The sequence below is a fragment of the Methanothermobacter marburgensis str. Marburg genome (assembly GCF_000145295.1).
Lineage (GTDB): Archaea > Methanobacteriota > Methanobacteria > Methanobacteriales > Methanothermobacteraceae > Methanothermobacter > Methanothermobacter marburgensis.
Map to the genome: position 1 here is coordinate 1,601,808 of NC_014408.1, position 20,636 is coordinate 1,622,443.

Here is a 20,636-nt window from a genome sequence, read left to right on the forward strand (position 1 = left end):
CCTTAAAACGTAATGTTGGAGGGCTTTGGAATGGTCATATGTTCCCGAGAATTTCCCCGGGCCTCTCAAACACGGTTATGCCCTCCATTGAAGAGAGCCTCTCTGTGTTTCTGATGTCCACCTCCCTCATGTGGATGGTTATTATCCTCCCCCCTGAGACAGCACCATATGGACATGCGCTCTGACACAGACCGCAGCCCCTGCACTTGAGGAGCCTTATCTCAACCCCCGGCACTATGGCGTCCCCGGGACATGCAGCTGCAGCAAGGCACTGCTCGCATCTCCTGCAGAGTTCAAGTTCAAGTTTTGATGGGAGGACCGTTTCAACGTCCCCCTCCTCAAGGTCCACCGGGACGCAGTACACCGGCACTCCCCCCTTACCTGCCTGGGCCACGGCGTTTGTCACAAGTGTGTCGGCTATGCCATGAACTATCTTGGCCACGGTATTGGATGTTACAGGGGATACCACCAGAAGGTCATACCTACCCATGGAGAGCCTGCCTGTTATGGGGAAGCTGTAGCCCTCGTCACTTTCAAGGACAAATTCCCTGTAGTATCCGCCAGAAAGTTTCCTGACCCTTTCAAAGAGGCCGTACATCCTCAGAACCTCCTCTGCGGCACCTGATAGGAGTATGGTTACCTCGTGACCCCTGGAAACCATCTCCTCCAGTGCCTCCACACTCTCAAGGAGGAGGTGCCCGGCCCCTGTGAATGCCCAGGCAATTCTCATCTACAGGATCTCCATGTACTTGTAGGCCCCTGACTCCTCAAAGGCGTAGTGGACCTTTGTATAGGAGGACATGAACTCTGAAACCTCTTCCTTAACATTCCTGCCATCAATAACAACCTTCTTTATGTATTCTGCAACCTCTGACATCTCTGACTCCTTCATTCCGCGCCTTGTTATCTCCTGTGTACCTATCCTTATTCCTGATGGGTCGTCTGACCTGTTAACATCGTCCCATGGGAGAAGGTTCTTGTTGAGTATTATGTTGTTGGCCTCGAGTTTTTTGGATATCTCGGCGGCCCTGCCAATGTCTGATACATCCATCACAACCTGATGGGATTCTGTGAAGTCGAGGTGCTCACAGAGTACGTTGAATCCAAGTTCATTGAGGTTTTCTGCGAGTTTCTTTGCGTTTCTGATTGTCTGTGCCGCGTATTCACTTCCAAACTCAAGCATCTCTGCGGTTGCTATTCCAAGTCCTGCCACGTGGTGGAGGTGGTGGTTACTCACAAGTCCCGGGAAGACAGCCTCATCTATGTCATCTGCAAGTTCCTCCCTGCAGAGGATTATGCCGCCCTGGGGTCCGGGGAATGTCTTGTGTGTGCTTCCCACCAGCATATCGGCGCCCTCCCTGAGGGGATCCTGGAAGTATCCGCCTGCAATTAGGCCAAGGACGTGGGCGCCGTCGTACATTATCCTTGCACCCACCTCCTCTGCGGCCTCAACTGCCTCCTCCACAGGGTGGGGGAAGAGGAAGAGGCTTCCGCCGAAGAGTATTATCCTTGGTTTGACCTCAAGGATCTTCTTCTTCATTGCATCGGCGTCTATGTTCATGTTTTCAAAGTCAAAGGGGTGGGTGTATATTTTGAATCCCCTCACACCGGCTGCACTGACCTTGGCATGTGATATGTGGCCGCCGTATGGGACCTCCATGGCCATCATGGGGTCGCCAACATCTGCAGTTGCAAAGAAGCAGGCGAGGTTGGCCACAACACCCGATGTTGGCTGGACATTTGCATGTTCTGCCCTGAAGAGTTTCTTTGAGAGTTCAATTGTGATCTCTTCAATCTCATCTATGTACCTGCAGCCCTCATAGAGCCTCTCACCGGGAAGACCCTCTGCATAGCGGTGTGAAAGGTCAGAGATGAGGGCCTCCTTGACCCTTGAACTGGTTATATTTTCACTTGCTATGAGGTTGATGCTTGACTCCATCCAGCTGTTATGATCCTTCATGAGATCTCTTATCCTCTCGGTATAATCCTGATTGCTGACCATGAAAATCATCTCCATTAGGAAATAGTTAAAATTACAATATAAAATTGGTGCCGCTATTATACTTGCAGCCAATCATGAGCCAATCAGATGAAATCCTGCAAGATGATGCGAAACAGACGGCTACAGAATAGCATTGAAACAGAATCAAATCAGCAGAGATAAAAGAAAAGGTTTTGATGGGTCCCAGCCCATCTATTTTGAAGCGGGTTCGTTGAGTGCAGCTTCGATCTGAGCCATGATCTGCTCTGTTTTAAAGTGCTGCTGGTCCATTGCACCTGATGGGCATGCTGCCACACAGGTACCGCAACCCTTACAGAGGGCCACGTTGACGTTGGCATGCCCTTCCTCTATGCTTATGGCACCGAATGGGCAGAGCTCAATGCAGACCTCACAGCCACCGCAGACATCGGAATCTGTAACTGCGATTATTGGCTCAATTTCCACTTCACCCTTGACCATTGGTATTGCTGCACGTGCAGCTGCACCTGAAGCCTGCGCAACAGCGTCAGGAATGTCCTTTGGACCCTGAGCCACACCTGCAAGGTACACACCGTCTGTCAGTGTGTCAACAGGTCTGAGTTTTGGGTGTGCTTCCATGAGGAACCCGTCTGCAGATTTGGATAGACCGATTGTCTGCCTCAGTGTCTCTGCACCCTCTGGTGGCACGAGACCAACACCAAGGACAACCATGTCGTAGTCGTACTCTGTGACCTTACCCAGGAGTGTGTCCTCTGATCTCACTGTGAGTGTGAGGTCAGGGTTCTCGATGACCTCAGCGGGTCGTCCCCTTATGAATTTGATTCCATATTTCTCCTGTGAGCGTTTGTAGAATTCCTCGAATCCTTTACCGAATGCCCTTATGTCCATGTAGTAGAGTGTGACCTCTGTGTCAGGCATTTTGTCCTTGATGAGCTGTGCGTTCTTCATGATGTACATACAGCAGACACGGGAACAGTAGGGTTTTCCAATCTGTTCGTCCCTTGAACCCACACAGTGGATGAATGCAACCCTCTTTGGTTTTTCGCCGTCTGATGGTTTGAGGACCTTACCATCGGTTGGTCCTGAGGCGTTGATCATCCTTTCGAGTTCAAGACCTGTTATGACGTTGGTGTGTCGGCCGTAACCGTATTCGAGTTTCTCTGTTGGGTCATAGGCGTCGTATCCTGTTGCCACGATTATTGTACCAACTTCGATTTCGATTTCCTCTGGTTCCTGGTCGTGTTTAACGGCTCCCCTTTCACAGACCTCATCACAGAGCATGCACTCTATACAGTAGTCCTTGTCAATTGTTGCGCAGAGGGGGACAGCCTGTGGGAATGGTATGTAGACAGCCTTGGTCATACCGATTCCCTCGTCGAAGTAGTTTGGCATTTCAATTGGGCATACCTCTACACAGGAACCGCATCCGGTACAGAGTTCCTCGTCTATGTACCTTGGTTTCTTCTCGATTTTGACCTTGAAATTACCTATGTAACCGTCAACTTCCTTAACCTCTGCGTAGGTTATGAGTTCAATGTTGTCGTGTTTACCGACATCCACCATTTTTGGTGCAAGGATACACATTGAACAGTCGAGGGTTGGGAAGGTTTTGTCCAGCTGCCCCATTCTTCCTGAGATACTTGGCCTCTTTTCGACCATGTAGGTCTTGAATCCCATGTCCGCCAGGTCAAGGGCGGCCTGTATACCTGCAACACCTCCACCGATGACAAGGGCCTTGTCATCCACACTAACCTTTGATGCCTCGAGGGGCTCCAGGAGCCTTGCCTTGGCAACCGCCATCCTCACAAGGTCCTTGGCCTTTTCTGTTGCACCCTCAGGGTTGTCCATGTGGACCCATGAGTCATGTTCCCTTATGTTTGCAAATTCGAATAGGAACTGGTTGAGTCCTGCCTCTTCAACACATCTCCTGAAGGTTGGTTCGTGGAGCCTTGGGGAACATGCAGCCACAACTACCCTGTTTATCCCGAGTTCCTTGATGTCCTTCTGTATCTCGAGCTGACCTGGGTCAGAACAGTAGTACTTGTAGTCCTTTGCAATCACAACGTTTGGTAGTTTCGCAGCGTAGTCCCTTACAGCCTCAACGTCGACCACACCGCCGATGTTCACACCGCAGTGGCAGACGTAAACACCGATTTTTGGTTCTTCCATTGTTTCTTTTTTTTCTTCTGCCATTAGATCACCTTGCATAGGGATATCTAGCAATGATATTTATTTGATGTAAGGTATAGCACAGTGCTAAATAAACATTTCTATCAAAAACTTTAAGTAAGATTTATATAGTATTACATTTATTTTCATTCGGTGGCTAAAAATTAAAAATATTTTCATTATACTCTGGATTTAAAATAAACTTTTTAGAGTATAAGTGACCATGCTGGCAGTGACACGAGACCCAGTATTGTGCTCATGAATATGCACGATGATACAAGGTCAACATCAAGGTCATTCTCAATTGCAAGTACCGCTGCAAGCATGGCCGAGGGCATTGAGGCTTCAAGTACCGTTACAGAGAAGTCCAGACCCTTAAATGACAGCAGATAAACAATGAATGCTGCAATCAGAGGTGATACTATGAGCCTCAAGGCACTCACAAATGTGGCATCAGCCAGTGAATCCCTCAGGAACCTGAAGTTCAGTGAAAGACCAAGTGAAATCATTATTAGGGGAACCGCTGCACCGGCCAGATAACCAAGAACCGTGCCTGCAATTCCCACAGGTAATCCCATCAGGTTGAAGGTAACCCCCAGTATGAATGCCCAGAGGGGTGGAAAGGTGACTGCCCTTTTAACGACTGCAGTCCCCTCAGCCCCTGAAATAAATGATAGTATAAGCCCAAGGGATGTGAACATAACTGTTGTGCCTGTATCATAGAATATTGCCCTTAAAAGACCCTCAGATCCAAATATTCCTTCAGTTACAGGGTAACCCAGGAAACCTGAGTTCATCATTGCTGCAGCCACAATTATCCCCCAGGTTTTTCGGGAATCCATACCCCTCCTTCTTGCCCACAGGGATGCTATGGTCCCAGATAATGCACCTGTGGTTATACAGACGAGTGGTATCAGGAACAGGTCCGCTATTCCACTTAAATCAGCCCTGTAGAGTGACGTGAATATCAGGGAAGGTATTGCAAGATTGATGACAATCCTGTTGAGGGATGATGCATCCTCCTCCCTCAGCATGCCACTCAGTTTAAGTGCATGTCCTGTGAGGACAAGGATCAGTATGGATAGAACCGTTTCAAACGAGCCCATAAAAATCAAATAAAAATTAATTAGGGTTTAATCAACAATACCTGCTTCTGTTATCTTGAAGACACACTCACCCTCTGGGAGGTGGGGGCTGTCAACAAGTCTCGCTATCCTCTTACCTGCAAGTCCCTTCTTGAGCCACAGGCGGTAGGTCGCTGCATGGCCCAGGACGTGTCCGCCTATAGCCTTTGTGGGGCTTCCAAAGAAGGCGTCGGGTCTTGCCTGAACCTGGTTTGTTACGAAGACAGCTGCATTGTAGGTGTTTGCTATGTTCTGGAGGGTGTGGAGGTGCTGGTTGAGCTTCTGCTGCCTTGTTGCCAGGGCCTCCCTCCCAACATACTCCGCCCTGAAGTGGGCTGTGAGGGAGTCCACAATTACAAGGCGTATGTTCTTGCCCTCCTGTATGAGCTCATTCACCTTCTCTGCCATGAGTATCTGGTGACTTGAGTTGAATGCCCTTGCAATATGTATCTTATTGAGAACCTCCTCAAGGTCCAGTTCAAAGGCGTTGGCTATCTGCTCTATCCTTTCAGGACGGAATGTGTTCTCTGTATCTATGAATACAGCCTCAGCATCCAGGCCACCCCTTTCCTCTGGTAGCTGCACAGTCACTGCTAGTTCATGGGATAGCTGGCTCTTACCTGATCCAAACTCTCCGAAAACCTCAGTTATTGCCTGTGTTTCAATCCCGCCGCCTATGAGTTCATCCAAGGCCTTGCTCCCTGTTGTTATTCGGCCCACGTCCTTTCGACGTTCCATCACATCAAAGGCTGTTTCAAAGTCTATCTTCTCAGCCCTTCTGGCGGCCTCTATCACCTTTTCAGCCACGCCCTCACCAATTTCAGCCTTCACAGAGAGTTCCTTGGCGGTGGCTGTGGCAAGACGCATCATGTCCCCGAATCCTGCGTCCCTTAATTTCTGTGCCGTTTTGGCCCCTACATTTGGTAGATCTTCCAGTTCAACCATTTTAATCTCCCTTAGATCATTTTAAAGTTCAATATTCACAACTTTTCTGGGTATAAACCTCGGTTCCTCATTGTATTCATCAAAATCCGCGTTTCCGATAACCTCCACAGTGACGCCATTAAGGTCCTCAACCCTCTCCTCAAGTGCTGATTCATCTGCAGACTGGTTTATGATATCAACAACCTCCCTCGTGGACATCCCCAGGAGTTTCTCGGCCTCCCTTCCAAAGAAGGTTATGAGGACCTCGCCGGTATCATCCATGATCCTTCCAGGGATCATGAGGAGGTATCGTGGCTCATCCACAAGGGCGCCGCAGAAGTTACAGATGTTCTCGTCAGAGAGTTCAAGCCTCTCATTGCATGATGGGCACTTTATGGATAGAATTCTCCTGCCTGACATTTCTGTAAGTTCACCCTTTATCATGACATTTCTTGAATCCTCCTGAAGGTCCTCAATGTTTACAAGAGGATATAAGATCTCCTGGAGCTCCTCAAATGAGGGTAACCCGCTGATATCCCTTTCAGTTGCCGGTTCAATCCTTGAATTTCTCCCTATGCTGAGTTCAAGTCTCTCTCCACCCATATCATCCCTGTAGATTACGCGGGGGTTTTCTATTCTCACCGCATCTCCAATGCTCAGTGGTCTCTCAGCAGCATCATCCCAGAGGCTTGCCCTTATGGATCCTGTGTCATCAGCAAATTCAACGGTTCTCACAAGGCCGGGTGTCCCGTCACCCCTCTGGAACTCCCTGGGATCAAAGAGATCAACCACCCTCGCAATTATCCTTATGTTCCTGTCGTCCTCCTCAAGTTCATCGATCTTCTTTGTGGTGTAGAGCATCTCCTCAAGCTCCTCAAAGGAGGGCAGGTTCTCAATATCCTCTGGGAGGGGCTCCACTATTCTGGTTGTTCTTCCTGTGTTGAGTTCCACGCTGTAAAGCCCTAGTCTTATTCGGGCATTCTCTATTCTCACCGCATCCCCCACATTCAGGGGTTTTTCTGCTTTCTCGTCCCAGAGACTGACCCTTATCCTGCCTGTCTCATCTGCAAGTTCCATTGACCTCACGATACCGGTCCCATCCTGCCTCTCAAATTCCCTCGGGTCGCTGAGGCTGAATATCCTGCCTGCAACATCCACCTCCTCACCCTCATCCTCCATTTCAAGTATCTCGGCTATCTTGAGGGGCCTCAGATGTTCCCTGTACTCCTCAAGGACCTTAAGGAGCGAACCATCAGACTCGGGGTTGACGGTGATGCGGGTGTTGAAGTTAGTATTTATGCGGTATGACTGGTTGAACTCATCAAATTCAACCCTTGCACCGGATATCCTTACAATGTCCCCCTTGTTGATCTTTATGCGGGTGTCATCATCCCAGAGTGTTACCCTTGCAGAGCCTGTATCATCTGTAATCTCAATGGATCTTACAGAGCCCGTTGTTCCATCGTTTCTTTCAAATTCCACAGGGTCATGAACCCTTGTTACAAGGCCCATCACAGTTGCACTCTCCATCTCATGGAGGTCCCCTATCTTAACCACCTTCTCACTGTAATCGGGAACATCATATTCCCCTGGCACAATCCTTGTGAGGCTGGTGTGTGTGAGTGTTACACTATCATCCCTTCTCCTTGTCTGGGCCCCCAGTATTTTAACCGCATCTCCCTCCTTAAGACCAAGCTCCTCCACAAGGCCTACGTCGTTGTTCCAGATGGTGTATGTGGTTGAACCTGTTTCATCCATTATGTCAAGGGAAATGAACCTTCCCTCACGGCCATCCCTCTCAAAGGTCCTCACTCGGGATATGCCTGTTATTCTTGCAATGACGTTGACCTCCTGGTCCTCGGCAAGGTCAGCGATGGGTGTTATATCCTCCCTGTATTCTGGAAAGTCCGGAAAATCAGCGGGGTCAAGGACCTCAACCCTTGACCTTGGCATGAGATGTGCCTCCTTTCTGCCCCCGAATCCACCCCTTATTCTAACATCCCTTATCCTGATCACATCGCCCTCATTGAATTTCTTGAGGAGCTTCATGTTCTCTGTCCAGAAAACCGTTCGAAGTTCACCTGTATTATCTGCGATGATAACATTGGCGAGTTTTCCCTCTCTCCCCTTCCTTGTTGTGAAGGTCCTGGGACTTGATATTTTCATGACCCTGCCTGTCACCGGTGCCTCTGCACCCTCCTCAAGTTTGGATATGGTGTCCATCCTGTGCTCTTCCTTCTCTGACAGCATCGTATTTTCATTTTCAAGGATCTCATCAACCACCGTAGTTGCAATTGCAAGGTCATCCAGAAATCCAACGTCCCCATATTCCTCTTTCCTTTTCTCTATTAGCTCCTGAAATTCCTCAAGGGACATTCTGTCCTTAATCCTTTCATATTCCCTCTTAAGTTCTTCCTTCATTTGGGTCCCTCACTTGATTAATAATATTATGCACCGTCTATAAAAGACTTGGTGAGGTCCTGGAAACTAATATTCCTGGAACTGTTACTACCTTGTATTACTAAATATTTAAATTTTATTATCAAAGTATTTATTAATGGTGGGTGAAAATATAACTGTAAAATTCAGCCGAGTTTTTCAGTATGAAGGTGAAATGCAGATATCCAGTGAACATATGGGGAAATCTGAACTTTAAGGATGCTCTAATTTTCACAGCCAGCCCCATGGACCCATTGCTGGAAATTTTATGATACCTTCAGTATATTCTGCTAAAGGAGGATAGAAGATGTCTATGACTGTTTCTGAGAAAATACTTGCCAGGGCTTCAGGTAAAGATCGTGTGGAGGCCGGTGAAATAGTTATGGCCAGTATAGATGTCGCCATGACCCATGACCTCACAGGACCCCTGTCGGTTGAATCCTTTGAGAGGATAGGAAGGGACAGGGTCTGGGACCCTGAAAAAATCGTTGTGATATTCGACCACCAGGTACCTGCAGATTCCCTTGATGCTGCCCAGAACCACATGATAATGAGGGACTTTGTGAGGGAACAGGGCATAAAGAACTTCTATGATGTCAGGGAGGGTGTATGCCACCAGGTGCTACCTGAAAAGGGACACGTGGTGCCTGGAGAGGTTATTGTGGGGACAGACTCCCACACCTGCACCCACGGCGCTCTGGGGGCCTTTGCCACCGGTATAGGATCAACTGACATGGCAATGGTCTTTGCCACCGGAAAACTGTGGTTCAGGGTACCTGAAACGATACGCTTCGAAATAAGCGGCTCACTCAGGAAACATGTGTATGCAAAGGACGTCATACTCAGCATCATAGGAGAGGTTGGGGCAGACGGTGCCACCTACATGGCCTGTGAATTTGCAGGTGAAACCGTCGCAGATATGAGTGTGTCAGACCGTATGGTGCTCTCCAACATGGCAATAGAGATGGGGGGTAAAACCGGAATAGTGGAACCCGATGAAAAAACCATAAGGTACGTGGAAAGGAGATCAGATAAACCCTACAGGGTCTTCAGGGCAGACCCCGATGCCCCCTCCCTCAATGTCATGGAGGTTGATGTCTCTGACCTTGAACCTCAGGTGGCATGTCCCCACAACGTTGACAATGTGAAGCCCGTCAGTGAGGTGGATGTTGAGATAGACCAGGTTTTCCTTGGTTCATGTACAAACGGCCGCCTCAGTGACCTCCGGGATGCCGCTGCAATACTGAAAAACAGGGATGTTGCAGACAGCGTCAGGATGCTGGTGATACCCGCCTCAAGGGAGGTCTACCGCAGGGCCCTCTCAGAGGGTCTCATGGAGATATTCGTGGACGCAGGCGCCCTGGTATGCAACCCCTGCTGCGGACCATGTCTCGGTGGTCATGTGGGACTTGTGGGCCCAGGAGAGGTCAGCCTTTCAACATCAAACAGAAACTTCAGGGGTCGGCAGGGAAGCCCGGAGGCAGAGGTATACCTATCATCCGCAGCGGTTGCAGCCGCATCCGCAGTTACAGGCAGAATCACCCATCCTGCTGAACTTGAATAGTGGAGGTGCTTAGATATGAAAGGAAGAGTCTGGAAATTCCCCGACGACGTGGACACCGACATAATCATACCCGGAAGGTACCTTGTGATGCGTGACCCTGAAAAACTCAGGGAACACGTCATGGAGGGTCTCGACCCTGAATTCCCCTCAAAGGTCAGGCCAGGGGATTTCATAGTTGCCGGGAAGAACTTTGGATGTGGATCATCAAGGGAACACGCCCCCCTTGCCCTCAAGGGTGCTGGAATAGCCGCTGTTATTGCAGAGTCCTTTGCCAGGATATTCTACAGAAACGCCATAAATGTGGGCATACCCCTCCTTGAGGCGCCAGGAATAACAGGTAAACTCAATGAGGGTGATGAGATAGAGGTGGACCTGGAAATGGGCGTTATAATACGGGGAGACGAGGAATTCCCCTTCAAGAGACTCCCTGATTTCATGGTGGAGATACTTGAAAGTGGTGGTCTCATACCCTACCTCAGGAAAAAGGGAGAATTTGAAGGGTGAATACCATGAAGATAGCCGTTATACCCGGGGATGGTATCGGTAAGGAGGTCATGGAGGCCGCCCTCCACGTTCTCAAAGGACTGGACCTCGACCCTGAATTTTTATATGCAGAGGCAGGGGATGAGTGCCTTGAGAGGACAGGGACAGCCCTTCCAGATGAAACAATTGAAATCATCGGTGAGGCGGACTCCACCCTCTTTGGTGCCGCGGGTGAAAGTGCAGCGGATGTTATAGTTAAATTAAGGCGTGAATTTGATCTTTTTGCGAATTTGAGGCCTGTGAAGTCCCTTCCGGGTGTCCCGTGCCTCTACCCGGACCTTGACTTTGTCATAGTGAGGGAGAACACTGAGGACCTCTATGTGGGTGATGAGGAGTTCACCGCTGATGGTGCGGTTGCAAGGAGGGTCATAACACGCTCTGCTTCTAGGAGGATAAGTCGATTTGCCTTTGAGTATGCTAAGAGGGAGGGCTGGAGTCGTGTGACCGCGGTGCACAAGGCCAATGTCCTTAAAAAGACCGATGGAGTGTTCAGGGAGGAATTCTACCGGGTGGCATCAGACTACCCTGAGATGGAGGCAGAGGACTACTACGTGGACGCCACAGCCATGTACCTCATAACACAGCCCCAGGAATTCCAGGTCCTGGTCACAACCAACCTCTTCGGGGACATACTCTCAGACGAAGCAGCAGGACTCATAGGAGGACTCGGACTCGCGCCATCAGCAAATATAGGAGAAAAAAACGCAATATTCGAACCAGTCCACGGATCAGCACCCCAGATAGCCGGAAAAAACATAGCAAACCCCACAGCCATGATACTAACAACAACACTCATGCTAAAACACCTAAACAAAACACAGGAAGCACAGAAAATACAGAAAGCACTGGAAAAAACCCTTGAAGAGGGTCTGGTTACACCGGACCTGGGTGGAAGCCTCGGTACAATGGAAATGGCTGCTGAGATAGCAAAAAGAATTGAGGGGTGATGCTGTGCGTACAGAGGACGTGAGGGCCGACATACCACTCCTCAGGGAGAATGTGTACCTTGATGCCGCGAGCACAACCCCAACCCCCCTCCCCATTGTGAGGGCAATGACAGAGTACTTTGAAGGATACAACGCCAATACAGGACGAGGGGCGTATTCACTTGCAGTTGAAGCAACCATGAAACTTCAGGAAGCCCGGAGAAAGGTTGCAGGATTCATAAATGCCTCTGAGGACGAAATAGTATTCACAAAGAACACCTCCGAGGCCATAAACATTGTGGCGAGTGGCCTCAAATTCAGGAAGGGGGACTCGGTGGTTGTACCCAACATCGAGCACCACTCCAACTTCCTGCCCTGGCTCAGGCTCCGTGAAAGGGGTGTTGATGTAAGGATAGTGATGGCAGATGAAAATGGCGTTGTGGGCCCTGCAATGGTTGAAGAGGCGGTCGATGAGACCACACGGCTTGTAACCATAACCCACATCTCCAATGCCCTTGGTACGGTGCAGGATGTGAAGGAGATTGAAAGGATCGCCCATGAAAACGGTGCCCTCTACATGATTGACGGGGCCCAGTCCATTGGACATATGAAGGTCGATGTTAGGGAGCTGGGGGCAGATTTTGCAGCCTTCCCTGGCCACAAGGGGACCCTGGGTCCTGTGGGGACGGGTTTCCTCTACTGCAGGAGTGAGTGCCAGGATGAACTTGAACCATTCATGCTGGGTGGGGGTACCGTCATTGATGTCTCAGAGGATGACTACGTCCTGGAAGAGTTTCCCTCAAGGTTCGAGGCAGGGACCCTCAACATAGCAGGCTTCATAGGTCTGGGGGCATCCATAGATTACATCAACAGGATAGGAATCCATAAAATCAGAAAGCATGGCCTGAAAATGACAGAAAAACTCTGCAGTGAGGTTTCATCCATTGACAAAATCCAGTGCTATGGTGACCCCCAAAATATTTATGGTATTCTTTCCTTCAACATAGATAATATGGACCCCCATGACGTTGCAAAGCTGCTGGATGAAACCGCCGGTGTGTGTGTTAGAAGCGGCCACCACTGCGCGATACCAGCCATGAGGCACCTTGGAGTTCATGAATCCGGTGGCACCGTGAGGGCATCCATACACTACTACAATACAGATGAGGACATTGAGGTCCTTGCAGAAACCCTGAGGGAAATAGCAATGATGGGGTGATGGGATGAATAAGGCACAGATAATAGCACTGCTCATAGTAATCATAATGGTCTTAAGTACCATTGCAGGCGCACTTGTACTCTAAAGGAGGTATTAAATGGCAGATGTCAGAATAGGGGCTGTGGTAGCCGAATTCAACTATGACATAACACATATGATGCTTGAACTTGCAAAAGAACATGCCAAATTTCTTGAATCCGAAATAACAAGGGTTATAGCTGTTCCAGGGGTATTCGATATGCCGCTCGCGGTTAAGAAGCTTCTCCTGGATGATGAAATCGACGCTGTTATCACACTGGGGGCTGTTATTGAGGGGGCAACGGACCATGACCAGATAGTGGTCCAGCACGCTTCACGTAAGATAGCGGACCTTTCACTTGAATACGATAAGCCCGTGGCCCTTGGAATATCCGGCCCCGGTATGACAAGGTTGGAAGCCCACCAGCGTGTTGACTATGCAAAGAGGGCCGTTGAGGCAGCCGTTAAAATGTACAGAAGACTCAACGAAATTTGATATTTCTGGAGAACCTCCATGGAAATACTCAGACCATCAGACTTGAAGGAAAGGTTCAGGGACCCCTGGATATCACCCTACACCAAGGTCCTCACCATGGTGGACGGGGACCTCGTTGAGATCCTGGAATACCACCCCTGCATCTCAGGGTCAGAGTGGATGATATACCAGTACAGCAGGTCAAGCAAGCTGATAGAGAGGGCCCGGAGGGATGGTAACCGGCACACCTACCTTGCACATACCGGTAAGGTCCCAATAGAACTCAGGGCGAGTCTCAACGCCGCTGGAATAGAGGAGGTGGCTGTTGAGGGTGACGAGGTCCGCGTTGTGCATGCCGGCCTTGCAGGTGCCGGGGTCGGTGCTGCCATGTGCCGGGGCATGGCAGAGGGTGTGAAGAGAATCGAACTCTATGAGGTGGGAGGGGGCTCAAAGCCCGGGAGGGCAGCCGTGATAACACCCCGCCTCGAAAAGGTTGTCCTGGGTATAGATGACACAGACACCCCTGAAAGCGGCGCGACCTGGACCCTTGCCAACAATATGGGTATGGAGATTTCCAGGAGGGGATTTGAGTACATTGACCATGTGACGGTTCAGCTCTACCCGCACAACCCCCACAAAACACAGAACTGTGTTTCAGTTGCCCTTGCCTTCGCGGTGCAGCCCGGTAAGAGCACTGAACTTGTCGATCTTGCTGCAGATTTTCTTGAAGAGAACACCCTTTCCGATAAAACTTCAATTGCAGTTTTCAGGGGAATAAAGGTTCCAGAAGAGCTTAAAGAGTATTCAATGATGGCCAAAAAGAGTTTTATGGAAGTTGAGGATGCCGAAGAAGTTGCAGAGTCCCTTGGAATAGACCTCATCGAGGTAACAGGTTCACAGGGTAAGATAGGGGCCCTTGCAGCCATCGGCCTCTATGATGATCCAGAAGAAGCTGCAAGGGTATACTACTGACCTGAGAACCATATGTTAAGGAATTTCCCCTCAGATGCAGATGCAAACCTCATGTCAGATGAACCCCCTCTTCTGATATCAATTTTTATTATATGGCCCCCATAGTAGATCCTGTAGCTGGAGTCCTCTCCCCTGAACCTTATATTCCTTATAACCTCACCATTAACAGATAAAGTGTATGAACCATTCTTCATGACCCCACTGGCCTCTGCAACCAGCCGATTGTCAACGTAAACCATGACCTCCGACGCCTGGGACTCATCGTACTGAATTATGATACCGTTATATACCGTCATGTTTGAGCTGGATATGTTCCTAATTGCATAGACGTTGCTGAATATCTTTCGAAGATTTCCATCCTGGATCACGTCTCCCACGTTAACCCCGAGGGCCTCCCTTGCACTGGTTGGGATTCTCATTATGTTACCTTCACCCTCACGGGTCCTGTTGAGTGTATAGGCCTCACCATTCAGAACCGCCGTGTCACCATAATTGAGCCCAAGGGTATTTATCGCCTCCTCGGGAATTCTTATGGATTTATTCTCATTTTCAAGTGCGCTGTCAACCCTGTATGGTCCCCTGACATCAAATGTTCTGTTTTCATTGCTCTTCTTCCATATTATGAGGTTACCTGATGTCGGTTCAATTGATATTTTACCATCGTCCACCTTGACTGCGCCCAGCAGTGTTGAGATCATTGCAAGAAGGATAAGGCCAGACACCAGAATGGGAAAGTGCATGTATATGAATGATCTAGCCGTCTGAAGCTTGCCCCGGGAGCGCCTGAAAACGTATATTGATCTTCTTATTAAGCTTATGAAGTAATAGAGAGCAACTATGGATCCTAAAACCGCTATAATGATCCCCGCTGTTGCTGGTATTGCCCTTATAAAGAATATACTGAATATCCCAAGGGTTGTAAGTGAAAGACCCAGTATGCACATTCTTATGGACTTTCCCATGGTGTCCATCATGGTTATTCTGCCGTACTCGAGTGCCCTGTCAACTATGGTCCTTACAACCTCATTGGCCACCAGATTAAGGTCCTTGAGGCTTGCCATGTCATGGTGTATTGTCCCTATATCCACCTCCTTAACTGTGAGGCCAAGGACATCCGCATCAAGGACTATGCCAACATCGACCCCATAATCATCCTCGAATTTCATCTTCTCAAGGGCAGATCTCCTAGCTGCGAACTGTCCGCTTAGTGGCTGTTCAAATTTTATCTCAGGGAAGAAGAAATTCAGGAGTGGCTTTGCAGTTAACTCAGTAACCCTTCCAGCCTTTCTCCTGAAACGTGTTTTTGTGAGGTCCGCCCTCCCCCTCAAGATGGGCCTTATCATCCTCTCAATCTTTTCTGTTGTCATATTCTCAAGGTCAGCGTCAACAAAAACCACTATGTCCCCGCTGGAATGCTTGAATCCCGTCCTCAGTGCAGCGCCCTTGCCGCGGTTGCTGGCATGCCTTATAACCCTTGCACCTGCAGCCTCTGCCACGCCGGCGGTGTTATCTGTGGACCCATCATCCACCACTATGACCTCACTCACTAGTTTAGAGCCTTTAGCTGCTTCTACAACCAGTGCGACGGTCTTTTCCTCATTGAAAGCTGGTATAACCACTGAAACTGTCTGGTCATCTTCCTTCACTGTCCTGAGGGCACATAAAAAGAAGACCAGGATCAGAATAAGCCATGACATCCCTACACCTTCTCCTACCTATGAAGTTCTATTGGTTGAAAACCCTTAAATATTAAGCTATTAAGACGCTTCGGGAGATTCTATTAAATATGAATTGGAATAAATATCTATCCATAAATGTAAAGGTGAATCTCTAAATGAAGCCCAGAGTTATGATACTCCTTGGAAGTGCATCAGACTTCAGGATAGCTGAAAAGGCCATGGAGATCTTTGAAGAACTCAGGATACCCTATGATCTCAGGGTTGCCTCGGCCCACAGGACCCATGAAAAGGTGAAGGCTATAGTCTCTGAGTCCATAAAGGAGGGTGTTGAAGTCTTCATAGGTATAGCAGGACTCTCTGCCCACCTTCCCGGCATGATATCGGCTAATACCCACCGCCCGGTGATAGGTGTCCCGGTCGATGTTAAACTCGGAGGACTTGACGCCCTTTTCGCATGCTCACAGATGCCCTTCCCTGCCCCTGTTGCAACGGTTGGTGTTGACAGGGGAGAAAACGCCGCAATACTGGCTGCACAGATAATAGGGATAGGTGACCCGGAGGTGAGGGACCGGGTCTCTGAACTCAGAAGGGGTTTCTATGAGAAGGTCCGAAGGGATGAGTGCCAGGTACTCAACAGCATAGAGGGGTCATACTACGCCCCCCTCGATGTTGAACTGCCAGAAATACAGGAAAAGGAAAAATCTGGTGAAGAAGACGCCCCGATGGTATCTGTGATTCCTGGCAGCTACTCGGACATGAAAATCGCCAAGAAGACAACAATGTTCCTTGAGAGGATGGGTATAAGCTATGACCTCAACGTCATATCACCCATAAGGTACCCCGACAGGTTCGAGAGGTACCTTGAGCGGATGGAGAATGTTAAGCTCTTCATAGCGATAAGCGGACTCTCTGCCCATGTTACAGGTGCCGTGGTCGCCCTCAGTGACAGGCCTGTGATCGGTGTTCCATGTCCCCTCAAAATGAACGGCTGGGATTCCCTCCTTTCAATGGTTAACATGCCGCCAGGTGTCCCTGTTGGGACCGTTGGAATCGGTAACGGTGGTAACGCGGCAATACTGGCGGCTGAAATGCTTGGAATATATGACAGTAAAATTGAGTCCAGGATAAAGAGGATAAAAAGCCGTTCAGTCAAGTTCTGATGGTGATTCAATGAGAGAGTTCCTTGATAGGCTTGACGAAGAACCCGTGATAATTGAGGATGAGGTTTCGACCCGATTTGAGGCGGCAGGTATACTGAGGAGGCATCCAAGGGATGTTGTGATACTGAGGAATGTACGGGAATCAGATATCCCTGTCATATCTGGCCTCTGCAATACCAGGGAAAAGATCGCCCTCTCCCTGAACTGCCAGGTCAATGAGATAACCCAGCGCATTGTCCATGCAATGGAAAACCCGACACCCATCAGAAATGTGAGGGGCCTTGAGGGTTACAGTTCAGAGGATGCCGACCTCTCAAGGCTCCCGGTTCTAACCCACTACCAGAGGGATGGAGGCCCCTACATAACAGCAGGGGTCATATTTGCCAGGGACCCTGAAACCGGAATCAGGAACGCCTCCATCCACAGGATGATGGTCATATCCAGTGACAGGATGGCCGTCCGTATAGTTCCAAGGCACCTTTACACATACCACCAGCGGGCCGAGGAGATGGGTGAGGACCTTGAGATAGCAGTGGCCATAGGCATGGACCCCGCCACCCTCCTTGCTACAACCACATCCATACCGATAGATGCCGATGAAATGGAGGTTGCAAACACCTTCCACGACGGAAAACTGGAACTTGTGAGGTGCAGTGGAGTTGGCCTTGAGGTCCCCCCTGCAGAGATAATACTTGAGGGCCGGATACTCTGCGGTGAAAGGGAAAGTGAGGGTCCCTTTGTCGACCTCACAGACACCTATGACGTTGTAAGGGAGGAACCTGTCATAGCCCTTGATAGAATGCATATAAAGGAAGATGCCATGTACCATGCGATTCTGCCAGCAGGATTTGAACACAGGTTACTTCAGGGGCTGCCCCAGGAGCCAAGGATATACAGGGCAGCTAAGAATACGGTGCCCACGGTCAGGAATGTTGTTCTAACCGAGGGAGGATGCTGCTGGCTCCATGCAGCCATATCAATTAAAAAGCAGAGTCAGGGGGACGGCAAGAATGTGATAATGGCGGCCCTTGCAGCCCATCCATCCCTCAAACATGTGGTGGTTGTGGATGACGACATAGACGTTTTTGACCCTGAGGAAATCGAATATGCCGTGGCAACAAGGGTGAAGGGCGATGATGACATATTGATAGTCCCCGGGGCAAGGGGCTCATCCCTGGACCCTGCAGCACTTCCCGATGGTACAACAACCAAGGTTGGTGTTGATGCAACGGTGCCCCTCGCTGGCGCAGAAAAATTCCAGAGGGTCAGTCGGTCCGAGTGAAAGGGTACCCTAAGAATTTATTTTTTGGATAGTACTTCGTTTTCTTCCTATTTTATGGACACAAGTCTCAGCCAAAACACAGTTACAGAAATAAAACAGCACTTCTATTCTCCAATACCTTGAGACTCAGTTAACTAATCTATTACAACGTCTACATCGGCTCTGCAGGAGCTGCACTTACCATCCCTGATCCCCACTGTTCTTGTGAGGTAGCCATCCCTCTTTATGATTAGCTCACCACAAACCGGACAGTAGGTGTTCTCAGCATCGGTTCCTGGAAGGTTCCCCACGTACACATACTTCATCCCCGCCTCAAGGGCAAGCTCCCTGGCCCTCATCAGTCTCTCAACCCCGGTTGGGGGCACATTCTGCATCCTGTAATGTGGAAAGAACCTCGTGAAATGGAGTGGAACCTCAACCCCGACCTCAGATACCATGAAGTTCACAAGGGCCACTATATCATCATCAGAGTCATTGTAACCGGGTATGAGTAGGTTGGTGACCTCTATATGGATACCCATCTCATGCATCCTTATGATGTTCTCGAGTACGGGTTCAGGCTTTGCATCACATAGCTCACGATAGAATCGCCCAGACATTCCCTTGAGATCAACATTTGCAGCGTCCAGTAGGGGTCCAAGCAGGTTGAGGGCCTCCTCACTCATGTAGCCATTTGTAACATAAACCGTTTTGAGGCCCTCTGCCCTTGCACGTTCTGCAGAGTCCAGGGTGTACTCAAGCCACATGGTTGGCTCATTGTAGGTCCATGCTATGGAGGTGCAGTTACTTCTGAGGGCATTTTCAACCGCCTCCTCCGGTGAGATGTACTTGGTTGGGAAGCCATCTATGCGTGCCTGTGATATGCTCCAGTTCTGGCAGTACCTGCACCTGAAGTTACATCCAACACTGCCAAGGGAGTAGACGAGGCTGCCAGGGTGAAAGTGGAAGAGTGGCTTCTTCTCTATCGGGTCAACCGCCTCTGAGGATACCTCCCCATAGGTGAGAGAATAGATTTTACCGTCGCTATTTTCACGCGTGAGACAGTACCCCCTTCCCCCTTCGGGTATCAAGCACTTTCTACTGCATACCAGGCACCTCAACCTATCATCGGCCTTCTCATAGAGTATGGATTCCTTCCTCATGGTATCCCCCCACTGCAGTCAGGGGCGCAGATGTTCATAGCCCCTCACATGAAGTTTATATGTATCTCCATGCTTATCAACCATTTCAATGGAGGGTGACTCTATGACCTCACCTATGATGTGTACTTCCATTATTCTGGAGAGTTCATCCATTGCATCAGGTGGTGCAGTGAAAACAAGTTCAAAATCCTCCCCATAGTACAGGGCAAGTTCCAGTGGATCCACTCCAAGGAGGGATGCTGCCTCTGATACCTGGGGAGGTACAGGTAACTTCACCTCGTGGATCCTCATCCCCACGCCGCTGGCATCCCTCAGCTCACCAAGTTCACTTATGAGGCCATCGGTTATGTCTGTGGCCGAAGACACAAGCCCAGACTTCGCCATTCTGGATGCCTCTTCAACCCTTGCAATGGGTTTCAGGGATTTTTCAACCGCAGCCTCAAATCCAGCAGTATCTGTTCCCGATAGAAGAAGTTCTGTGCCTGCAGCTCCAAGTCCAAGGGGCCCCGTAACTGCAATGAGGTCCCCTGGCCTGGCACCGGACTTCATCATCACAAATTCCTTTCTGACTCTTCCAATGGCTGTGCCCCCCATTATTATCTCATCCCCCTCATTGGTATCTCCCCCAATGAGGGGTGCGCCGTAGTAACTGCAGGCCTCCAGGACGCCGCTTATGAGGGAGTCGAAGGATTCCAGCTCAAGGTCAGGAAGGGCCATGGAGAGTATGAAACCCTCCAGTGCAGCCCCCATTGCAGCCAGGTCGCTCATGTTCACTGTAACCGTCTTCCATCCCATATCTTGATAACTCATTGTAGGGGGAAAGTGCCTGCTTTCAATTAGAAGGTCTGAGGTCAGTGCAAGGTATTCCTCCCCCATATCAAGAAGTGCGGCATCATCTCCAAGACCAAGAAGCTCTGAGGGTTTGAAAAATGAGGCTGATCTTGATATTATCCTTGAGATGAGTTTCTTCTCGCCAAGGGATGATATTCTATCAGGGGGCATTTCTATCAAAATAAATT

17 protein-coding genes are annotated in these 20,636 nt (G+C 49.5%); 8 read left to right on the plus strand and 9 right to left on the minus strand.

The window, feature by feature from the left end:
• Positions 1–34: 34 nt before the first annotated feature.
• From MTBMA_RS08625 to MTBMA_RS08650, 6 genes are all read right to left on the minus strand, one after another.
• Positions 35–730 (minus strand): dihydromethanopterin reductase (acceptor), encoded by a 696-nt coding sequence (locus MTBMA_RS08625; protein WP_013296544.1) that lies wholly within the window; start codon positions 728–730, stop codon positions 35–37.
• Positions 731–2,002: a serine hydroxymethyltransferase gene (glyA, locus tag MTBMA_RS08630; RefSeq protein ID WP_013296545.1), complete on the minus strand. Its 1,272-nt coding sequence runs from the start codon at positions 2,000–2,002 to the stop codon at positions 731–733.
• Between the two features lie 192 nt (positions 2,003–2,194).
• Positions 2,195–4,174: a H(2):CoB-CoM heterodisulfide ferredoxin reductase subunit HdrA gene (gene hdrA / locus MTBMA_RS08635; protein WP_013296546.1), complete on the minus strand. Its 1,980-nt coding sequence runs from the start codon at positions 4,172–4,174 to the stop codon at positions 2,195–2,197.
• 182 nt (positions 4,175–4,356) lie between these two features.
• Positions 4,357–5,256, minus strand: a complete 900-nt coding sequence (locus tag MTBMA_RS08640; protein WP_013296547.1) for an AEC family transporter — start codon at positions 5,254–5,256, stop codon at positions 4,357–4,359.
• A 27-nt stretch (positions 5,257–5,283) separates the two neighbouring features.
• Complete coding sequence (gene radA / locus MTBMA_RS08645; RefSeq protein WP_013296548.1) at positions 5,284–6,219, minus strand: DNA repair and recombination protein RadA; 936 nt, start codon at positions 6,217–6,219, stop codon at positions 5,284–5,286.
• Positions 6,220–6,240: 21 nt separating this feature from the next.
• Positions 6,241–8,619: an OB-fold nucleic acid binding domain-containing protein gene (locus tag MTBMA_RS08650; RefSeq protein ID WP_013296549.1), complete on the minus strand. Its 2,379-nt coding sequence runs from the start codon at positions 8,617–8,619 to the stop codon at positions 6,241–6,243.
• A 325-nt stretch (positions 8,620–8,944) separates the two neighbouring features.
• Between MTBMA_RS08650 and hacA the strand changes: the two genes are divergently transcribed.
• The 6 genes from hacA (at position 8,945) to mmp11 (ending at position 14,354) form a co-directional block, all read left to right on the plus strand.
• Positions 8,945–10,201, plus strand: coding sequence for a homoaconitase large subunit (gene hacA, locus MTBMA_RS08655; RefSeq protein WP_013296550.1), 1,257 nt, complete (start codon positions 8,945–8,947; stop codon positions 10,199–10,201).
• Between the two features lie 15 nt (positions 10,202–10,216).
• The gene (locus MTBMA_RS08660) at positions 10,217–10,705 is read left to right on the plus strand and encodes a 3-isopropylmalate dehydratase small subunit (protein ID WP_013296551.1); all 489 of its coding nucleotides are present in this window, start codon (positions 10,217–10,219) and stop codon (positions 10,703–10,705) included.
• Between the two features lie 5 nt (positions 10,706–10,710).
• Positions 10,711–11,691, plus strand: coding sequence for a 3-isopropylmalate dehydrogenase (locus MTBMA_RS08665; RefSeq protein WP_013296552.1), 981 nt, complete (start codon positions 10,711–10,713; stop codon positions 11,689–11,691).
• 4 nt (positions 11,692–11,695) lie between these two features.
• Positions 11,696–12,889 carry a cysteine desulfurase gene (locus MTBMA_RS08670; protein WP_013296553.1) on the plus strand — a complete coding sequence of 398 codons (1,194 nt, stop codon included), beginning with the start codon at positions 11,696–11,698 and terminating at the stop codon, positions 12,887–12,889.
• A gap of 97 nt (positions 12,890–12,986) precedes the next feature.
• Positions 12,987–13,403 (plus strand): 6,7-dimethyl-8-ribityllumazine synthase, encoded by a 417-nt coding sequence (gene ribH / locus MTBMA_RS08675; protein ID WP_013296554.1) that lies wholly within the window; start codon positions 12,987–12,989, stop codon positions 13,401–13,403.
• Between the two features lie 18 nt (positions 13,404–13,421).
• On the plus strand, positions 13,422–14,354 hold the full coding sequence (mmp11, locus tag MTBMA_RS08680) for a methanogenesis marker protein 11 (protein WP_013296555.1): 933 nt from the start codon (positions 13,422–13,424) through the stop codon (positions 14,352–14,354).
• On the opposite strand, the gene MTBMA_RS08685 is transcribed toward mmp11, so the two are convergent.
• The gene (locus tag MTBMA_RS08685) at positions 14,348–16,051 is read right to left on the minus strand and encodes a glycosyltransferase (protein WP_013296556.1); all 1,704 of its coding nucleotides are present in this window, start codon (positions 16,049–16,051) and stop codon (positions 14,348–14,350) included. The two genes, mmp11 and MTBMA_RS08685, sit on opposite strands and share 7 nt — an antisense overlap.
• Positions 16,052–16,188: 137 nt before the next feature.
• Here MTBMA_RS08685 and purE point away from each other — a divergent pair, with 137 nt between their 5' ends.
• Both purE and MTBMA_RS08695 read left to right on the plus strand, forming a co-directional pair.
• Positions 16,189–17,193 carry a 5-(carboxyamino)imidazole ribonucleotide mutase gene (purE, locus tag MTBMA_RS08690; protein WP_013296557.1) on the plus strand — a complete coding sequence of 335 codons (1,005 nt, stop codon included), beginning with the start codon at positions 16,189–16,191 and terminating at the stop codon, positions 17,191–17,193.
• A gap of 10 nt (positions 17,194–17,203) precedes the next feature.
• Complete coding sequence (locus MTBMA_RS08695; RefSeq protein WP_013296558.1) at positions 17,204–18,475, plus strand: UbiD family decarboxylase; 1,272 nt, start codon at positions 17,204–17,206, stop codon at positions 18,473–18,475.
• Between the two features lie 134 nt (positions 18,476–18,609).
• Here MTBMA_RS08695 and amrS read toward each other — a convergent pair whose 3' ends face one another.
• Both amrS and thiL read right to left on the minus strand, forming a co-directional pair.
• Positions 18,610–19,617 carry an AmmeMemoRadiSam system radical SAM enzyme gene (amrS, locus tag MTBMA_RS08700; RefSeq protein ID WP_013296559.1) on the minus strand — a complete coding sequence of 336 codons (1,008 nt, stop codon included), beginning with the start codon at positions 19,615–19,617 and terminating at the stop codon, positions 18,610–18,612.
• 18 nt (positions 19,618–19,635) lie between these two features.
• Positions 19,636–20,619, minus strand: a complete 984-nt coding sequence (gene thiL, locus MTBMA_RS08705; RefSeq protein ID WP_013296560.1) for a thiamine-phosphate kinase — start codon at positions 20,617–20,619, stop codon at positions 19,636–19,638.
• Positions 20,620–20,636 lie beyond the last annotated feature (17 nt).